The sequence below is a fragment of the Asticcacaulis biprosthecium C19 genome, assembly GCF_000204015.1.
Taxonomy (GTDB): Bacteria; Pseudomonadota; Alphaproteobacteria; order Caulobacterales; family Caulobacteraceae; genus Asticcacaulis; species Asticcacaulis biprosthecius.
Genome location: NZ_GL883078.1, coordinates 999,899 through 1,007,159 on the forward strand (window position 1 = coordinate 999,899; position 7,261 = coordinate 1,007,159).

A 7,261-nucleotide genomic window follows, 5' to 3' on the forward strand; every position below is an offset into this window, starting at 1 on the left:
TTTCGGCTCAGCCTGACAAATTTTCAAAGCAATCTCGGGTCGTAACGACCCGCTGAACTTAAGACCTGACACGCCCATTCCTAAAAGGATACCGGCAATGCTCTCCCGTTTCTTCATTCACCGTCCGATCTTTGCCTGGGTCGTGGCCATCGTCATCATGATGGCGGGTATCCTTTCGATCACCAACCTGCCGGTGGCGCAGTATCCGCAGATCGCCCTGCCCCAGGTCTCGGTCTCGGCCTTCTATCCCGGCGCCTCGGCGAAAACCGTGGAAGACTCGGTCACCCAGATCATCGAACAGCAGATGAAGGGCATCGACGGCCTGCTGTACATGAACTCGACCTCGGACTCGAGCGGCGCCGCCAGCGTCACCCTGACCTTCAAGGCCGGCACCGACCCCGACATCGCCCAGGTCCAGGTCCAGAACAAGCTGCAGTCGGCCACACCCCTGCTGCCGCAGGAAGTCCAGCAGCAAGGACTGACCGTCGCCAAGGCCGCCGGCGGCTTCCTGATGGTCATCGGTCTCTATTCGGACGACGCCACCGTAACCGACCATGACCTCGGCGACTATATGTCCTCGACTCTGGTCGACCAGATCAGCCGTGTCGACGGCGTCGGCACCATTCAGAACTTTGGCGCCCAGTACGCCATGCGGATCTGGCTCGATCCCAACAAGCTGACCAGCTACAACCTGACTCCGACCGACGTGATGGGCGCCATCCGCGCCCAGAACACCCAGGTTTCGGCCGGTCAACTGGGCGGTTTGCCCGCGGTCAAGGGGACAGCGCTAAACGCCACCATCACAGCCCAGTCGCGCCTAACCACGATCGACCAGTTCCGTCAGATTATCGTCAAGAACTCCACCACCGGCGCCATCGTCCGGCTCGACGACGTCGCCCGCATCGAACTGGGTGCGCAGCAATATGGTGGCACGGCCAAGTTCAACGGACGCCCCGCCACCGGCATCGCCATCAGCGTGGCGACCGGCGCCAACGCGCTGGATACCGCCAAGGCGGTGAAGCTCAAGATGGATGAACTGGCCAAACAATTCCCCAAGGGCTATCATCACGTCGTGCCCTTCGATACGACGCCGTTTATCGAGCTGTCGATCGAAGAGGTCGTCAAGACCCTTGTCGAAGCTGTCGTCCTGGTCTTCGTGGTCATGTTCCTGTTCCTTCAGAACTGGCGCGCCACCATCATTCCGACCATCGCCGTGCCGGTGGTTCTGCTGGGCACCTTCGCCGTGCTGGCGGCCTTCGGCTACTCGATCAACACCTTGACACTCTTCGGTCTCGTGCTCGCCATCGGCCTGCTGGTCGACGACGCCATCGTCGTGGTCGAAAACGTCGAACGCGTCATGCACGAGGAAAAGCTGCCGCCCCTGGCCGCCACCATCAAGTCGATGAACGAGATCACCGGCGCCCTGGTCGGCATCGCACTGGTCCTGTCAGCGGTGTTTATTCCCATGGCCTTCTTCGGCGGGTCACAGGGCGTCATCTACCGCCAGTTCTCGATCACCCTGGTTTCGGCCATGGCCCTGTCGGTCGTCGTCGCCCTGGTGCTGACCCCGGCGCTCTGCGCCACCCTGCTCAAGCCGGTGACGCAAGAACGCAGCCAGAAGGGCTTCTTCGGCTGGTTCAACCGCAATTTCGACCGGATGGCCAACAGCTATCGCAACACGGTCGGCAAGATCCTTGGCCAAAGCGTCCGCTGGATGGCTGTCTTCGCCGTGATCGTCGTCGTGATGGGCGTTCTGTTTACGCGCATCCCGAGCTCCTTCCTGCCGGATGAAGATCAGGGCATCTTGTTCACCATCGTCCAATTACCGCCGGGCGCTACCGAGGAACGCACCAATTTGGTCCTCGATCAGGTTGCCGACCACTTCAAGAAGGACCCGGCCGTCGAATCCGCCTTTACCGTCTCCGGGTTCTCCTTCTCGGGCCCTGGCCAGAATGCCGGCATGGCCTTCGTCCGCCTTAAGGACTTCCACGACCGGAAGAAGGCCGACGAAAAAGCGCCTGCCGTCGCTGGCCGTGCCATGGGTGCCTTCAGCCAGTTCCGCGACGCCATGGCCTTCGCCATCGTCCCGCCGGCGGTCACCGAACTCGGCAATTCTTCGGGCTTCGATCTCCAGCTAAAGGATGTCGGTGGCCTCGGCCACAACGCCCTGCTGAATGCGCGTAACCAGGTCCTGGGGGCGGCTTCGCAGAACCAAGCCCTGATGGGCGTACGTCCCAACGGTATGGAAGACACGCCGGAACTGAAGCTCGACATCGACCAGGCCGCGGCCGGCGCCATGGGTGTTAGCCTGACCGATATCAATGCCACCCTGTCAACCGCCCTGGGCGGCGCCTATGTCAACGACTTTATCGACCGCAACCGCGTCAAGAAGGTCTTCGTCCAGGCCGATGCCCCTTTCCGCATGAGACCCGAGGACCTGAACCAATGGTATGTCCGCAACGACCAGGGTCAGATGGTGCCGTTCACAGCCTTCGCTACCTCGCGCTGGGAATTCGGCTCGCCGCGCCTGGAACGTTATAACGGCGCGCCGGCGATGAACATCCAGGGTATGGCCGCGCCCGGCAAGTCGTCAGGCGAGGCCATGGCGGAGATGGAGAAGATCATCGCCACCCTGCCGCCCGGCATTTCCTACGAATGGACGGGCCTTAGCCTGCAGGAAAAGCAGTCCGGTGCCGAAGCCCCCATGCTTTACGCCCTGTCCATCTTCGTGGTTTTCATCCTGCTGGCGGCCCTGTACGAAAGTTGGTCGATCCCCATCGCCATTGTCATGGTCATCCCGCTGGGCGTCCTGGGCGCGCTGCTGGCCACCATGCTGCGCGGACTGTCGAACGACATCTACCTCCAGGTGGCCTTGCTGACCATCATCGGCCTCAGCGCGAAGAACGCCATCCTGATCGTCGAATTCGCCAAGCATAACCATGAGCGGGGTATGAGCCTGATCGACGCCACCCTGGCGGCGGCCCGGATCCGCCTGCGCCCGATCATCATGACCTCGCTGGCCTTCACCTTCGGCATCTCGCCGCTGTTCTTCGCCAACGGCGCGGGCTCAGGCAGCCAGAACGCCATAGGCACCGGACTGATCGGCGGCATCCTGTCGGCGACCTTCCTGGCCATCTTCTTTATTCCCCTGTTCTTCGTCATCATCGAACGCATCTTCAAAGCCGACGAGAAGCATCTGAAGAAACTGGCCCTGCAGCGCGAAGCCGAAGCCCTGCTCGACAACGACTCCACCCCTCACGGAGGGCACTGATATGCTTGCCAGACTCGCTCTGCTGACCACTGTGGGCGCCATGACCTTGAGCGCCTGCACCATGGCCCCGACCTATGAACGCGGCATCCTGCCCGTGCCGGGCCAGTTTCCGGCCGAGGCGTTGAGCGTTTCCGCCGAGACGCAGGCCCAGACCTTGGCCTGGCGGCAGGTCTTTCTCGACCCGCGTCTGCAGGCGGTCATCGCCCAATCGCTGGACAACAACCGCGACCTGCGCGTGGCGGTGCTCAACGTCGAACGCACCCGCCAGCAGTACCGCATCCAGCGCGCTGGCCTGCTGCCCGGCGTCAATGCCGGCCTTTCCGGCACGCGCGGCGATACGGGCCAGGTCGACACCTCGGGCAATCCCGTCGGCGAAACCGAAGTCTATTCCGCCACGATCGGCGCGGCGTGGGAGATCGACCTGTTCGGCCGCGTGCGCTCGCTCAGCCAGGCGGCGCAGGGCACCTATTTCGCGGCCGGTGAGAACCGAAAGGCTGCCCAGATCAGCCTGATCTCGGCTGTGGCCTCGACCTGGCTGACCCTGGCCGCCGATCAGGAGCAACTGCGTCTGTCGCGCGAGACCCTGCGGTCGCGTGAGGAAAGCCTGGACCTGACGCAGCGGCGGTTCGATGCCGGTGCGTCAGATCAGTTGGCGCTGCGCCAGGCCCAGGTGCTGACCGAGCAGGCCCGCGGTGACGTCGCTTTGCTGAGTGCGCTGGTGCAGCAGGACCAGAACGCGCTGCGACTGCTGGTCGGCGCGGACGTCGCGGCGGAAAATTTGCCGGATGCCTTCCCGGATAGGGCCGTGCTGGCTGACCTGCCAGTGGGCGTGCCGTCCGAGGTGCTGCTGAAGCGGCCGGATGTGCTTTCGGCGGAATATAATCTGAAGGCCGCCAATGCCAATATCGGTGCGGCCCGCGCCGCCTTCTTCCCCAGCATCTCGCTGACCGGTTCGGTCGGCAAGGCCTCGACCGACCTGGGGCAGTTGTTCGACGGGACGGATACCTGGACCTTCTCACCGTCAATCTCGGTGCCGATCTTCGCCGGCGGGGCTAACCGGGCCAATCTGGGCGTCGCCAATGCCAGCCGCGATATCGCCCTGGCCCAGTACGAACAGGCGATCCAGTCGGCTTTCCGCGACGTCTCGGATCAATTGGCGACGCGGTCGACGATCGATGAACGGCTGGCGGCCCAGACCCGGGTGGTGGAGGCCGCGGCCGACAGCAACGCTTTGGCGCAGGCACGGTTTACGCAAGGTGTGGATTCGCGGCTGACGTTGGTCGATGCGGAGCGGACATCTTATGGCGCTCAGCAGCAGCTGATCAGCATCCGCCTGGTGCGGGCGGTCAACCTTGTAAATCTGTACGCTGCGCTCGGCGGAGGTTTCGAGTAAAAAATACCTCCCCGCGCTAAGGGCGCGGGGAGGTATCAGGTTTTCTACTGCGCCAGGATATAGGTCGCCAGAACCTTGCGATCGTCTTCGCTGATGCCCTCAAATGCCGGCATGGCGTGGGGGCTGCCCCACACGCCCGTGCTGCCGGCACCGATGCGGCCGGCGATATAGTCCACCGCATCGGCCCGGTCGCGGTACTTTTCCGCCACCTGCTTGTACGACGGCCCGACCGACTCCTCGTCAATCTGGTGGCAGGACAGGCAGGCATTCTCCTCGATCAGCGCCAGGGCCGGTGACACCGGCGCCTCCGCCACGGCCGCCGCCATCGGCTCCAACTCACCTGGCCGGAACACGATGCGGTACAGACCCGAGGTCGGGTTCGGGGCATTCCACTTCGGCCCATAGGCCAGGACGTAGAGATTGCCGTCCGGACCGAACATCATGTCGATCGGATTGTCGATCTTCACATTCGGCGCCAGGTCGACGATCTGGCGGACTTGGCCCTGGTTGTCGAAATCGACCACCTTCACATAGCTGCGCACGAAGTCGGAGATGAAGAGCTTGCCGTCGTACCAGACCGGCAGGTTGGTCGTCGCAGGGGTCTTAAGCCGGCGGTAAACACCGCCCGCCGTGGCCGAACGGCCGCCGGTGCCCAGTTCCGGGAAGACCGAGGATTCGTTGTACGGATAGTAGAGCAGGGCCGGACGCGCCGGCGGCAGCACCTTCATACCGGTATTGCGCGCCGACGGGTTGACCGGACGTGCCGGATCGAAGGCCGGACCATTGGTGCCGGTGACGAAGTCATGCTTGTGGTAGGGAAAGTTATTGCCGATGAACAGTGGCCAGCCGTAGTTGCCGGGGCTTTTGATCTCGTTGATCTCGTCATGACCGCGGACACCGCGATTGGCGTCGTCGACGCTGGAATCCGGACCGACGTCACCGAGATAGAGGTAGCCCGTCTTCGGGTCCTGGGCCAGGCTATACGGGTTGCGGAAGCCCATGGCGTAGATTTCCGGACGGCCCTGTTTCGGGCTTGCGAACAGGTTGCCCTTGGGCACGGTATAGCCGCCGGCCGCTTTGGGCCGGATGCGCAAGATCTTGCCACGCAGGTCCTGGGTATTGCCCGACGAGCGGGCGGCGTCCATGTCGGTTCCGGTCGGACGGTTGTCCAACGGCGCAAAGCCATTGACCGTCTTGTCCCATGGATTGGTGTTGTCGCCCGTCGTGATGAACAGTTCGCCGGCCTTGTTGAACAGCAGACCGCTGCCGGTGTGACAACAGGTGTCCTCGATCGGGATATCGATCAGAGTATCGACCGGGGTCAGGCGGCCGGCCTTGACGTCCAGCCGGAAACGGCCGACGCGGTTCATCATCTTGCCGGCTTTTCCGCGTTTGGAATGCTGGATGTAAAGGATGCGGTTCGACGCAAACGCAGGATCGACGGCCAGGGCATAGGCGCCGTGTTCGCCGTTCGACGAGTCGAAGGCCACTTTACCGACGGTGCGGCGCGCACCCCAGGTCGGATCGACATGGATCAGCTCGCCGCCGCGCTGGATGATCAGAATGCTGCGGTCAGGCAGGAAGTCGAAGGCGATTGGCTCGTTCATATTGGAAACGACGGTTTCGCGCGTCATCCGCTCGGCCGCCGGACGGACCTTGCTGTAATCCCGGGTTTTCTTGCCGACAGCATAGGTCAGGCCCTGGATAATCAGGCGCTGCATGATCGGTTCGGCATAGGACTCGTTGCGGTGACCCAGGCCGATATAGAAGCCGCGACCGCCGTCGAACTCGTTCGACCACACCATGTTGGCCAGTCCCTGCGATTGGGAGCCCTGGTAGCTCTGGGTGTCGATTTTCAGGATATGGTGCAGGAAGGGACTGACATTGCGATGGTCGTACCATTCGTCGGTGAAGCGCAGCTCGCCCTTTTTGACCAGGGCCGGATCGGCGGCAATGGCCGGGTTATGCGGGTCGGCGACGACCAGACGGGCTTCCTGGATGGCAGGGTGGTGTTTGAAATGGCCACCGATCAGCTTGGTGTACCACGGCCACTTGCCGTCGCTTTCGGTGTCGGTCGCCGCGTGGATGCCCAGCAGGCCACCGCCCGACTGGATGAAGTGTTCGAAGGCGGCCTGCTGGTTTTCATCCAGAATATCGCCCGTGGTGTTGAGGAAGACGACCGCGTCATAGGTCTTCAGATTGTCGTCTGTGAAGACGGAAGCGTCTTCGGTAACGGTGACGATGAAGCCCTGCTTTTGCGCCAGATCTTTCAGCGCGGCCTGGCCGGTCGGGATGGAATCGTGACGGAAGCCGGCGGTCTTGGAGAAGACGAGGACCTGCGCCCCCATCAGCGGTTTGGCCGGGGCCTTGGTAGCCGCCCAGGCGGCAAAGGCTACAGCCAGGGCGGCCAGCATCAGTATCAGCCCGAACAGCAGTTTTGCGCGGCTCAGACCGTGTCTTTGAACTATTGCCATTGTTTCCTCTCGATCGTCCCCAAGGACGTTTTTTGTTGTTTTTCTTTTCTTCTCCTCCCCTGTTTACGGGGGAGGTGGCATCGAGCGAAGCGAGATGACGGAAGGGGCTATTCCACCGACGGT

At 62.7% G+C, this 7,261-nt stretch carries 3 protein-coding genes; 2 read left to right on the forward strand and 1 reads right to left on the reverse strand.

The window, feature by feature from the left end; translation table 11 throughout:
* Positions 1-97 precede the first annotated feature (97 nt).
* Entirely contained in the window at positions 98-3,271 is a 3,174-nt protein-coding gene (locus ABI_RS14875; protein WP_006273861.1) for an efflux RND transporter permease subunit, read from the forward strand.
* Between the two features lies 1 nt (position 3,272).
* Complete coding sequence (locus tag ABI_RS14880) at positions 3,273-4,664, forward strand: efflux transporter outer membrane subunit (protein ID WP_040309308.1); 1,392 nt, start codon at positions 3,273-3,275, stop codon at positions 4,662-4,664.
* Positions 4,665-4,708: 44 nt separating this feature from the next.
* Here the strand turns inward: ABI_RS14880 and ABI_RS14885 are convergent, their stop codons facing one another.
* Positions 4,709-7,138 carry a ThuA domain-containing protein gene (locus ABI_RS14885; protein ID WP_006273863.1) on the reverse strand — a complete coding sequence of 810 codons (2,430 nt, stop codon included), beginning with the start codon at positions 7,136-7,138 and terminating at the stop codon, positions 4,709-4,711.
* Between the last annotated feature and the right edge of the window lie 123 nt (positions 7,139-7,261).

Excerpts from the sequence above, each read along its gene's own strand:
- ABI_RS14875 (WP_006273861.1), top strand. The coding sequence starts at position 98 with ATGCTCTCCCGTTTCTTCATTCACCGTCCGATCTTTGCCTGGGTCGTG.
- ABI_RS14885 (WP_006273863.1), bottom strand. The coding sequence starts at position 7,138 with ATGGCAATAGTTCAAAGACACGGTCTGAGCCGCGCAAAACTGCTGTTC.
- ABI_RS14880 (WP_040309308.1), top strand. The coding sequence starts at position 3,273 with ATGCTTGCCAGACTCGCTCTGCTGACCACTGTGGGCGCCATGACCTTG.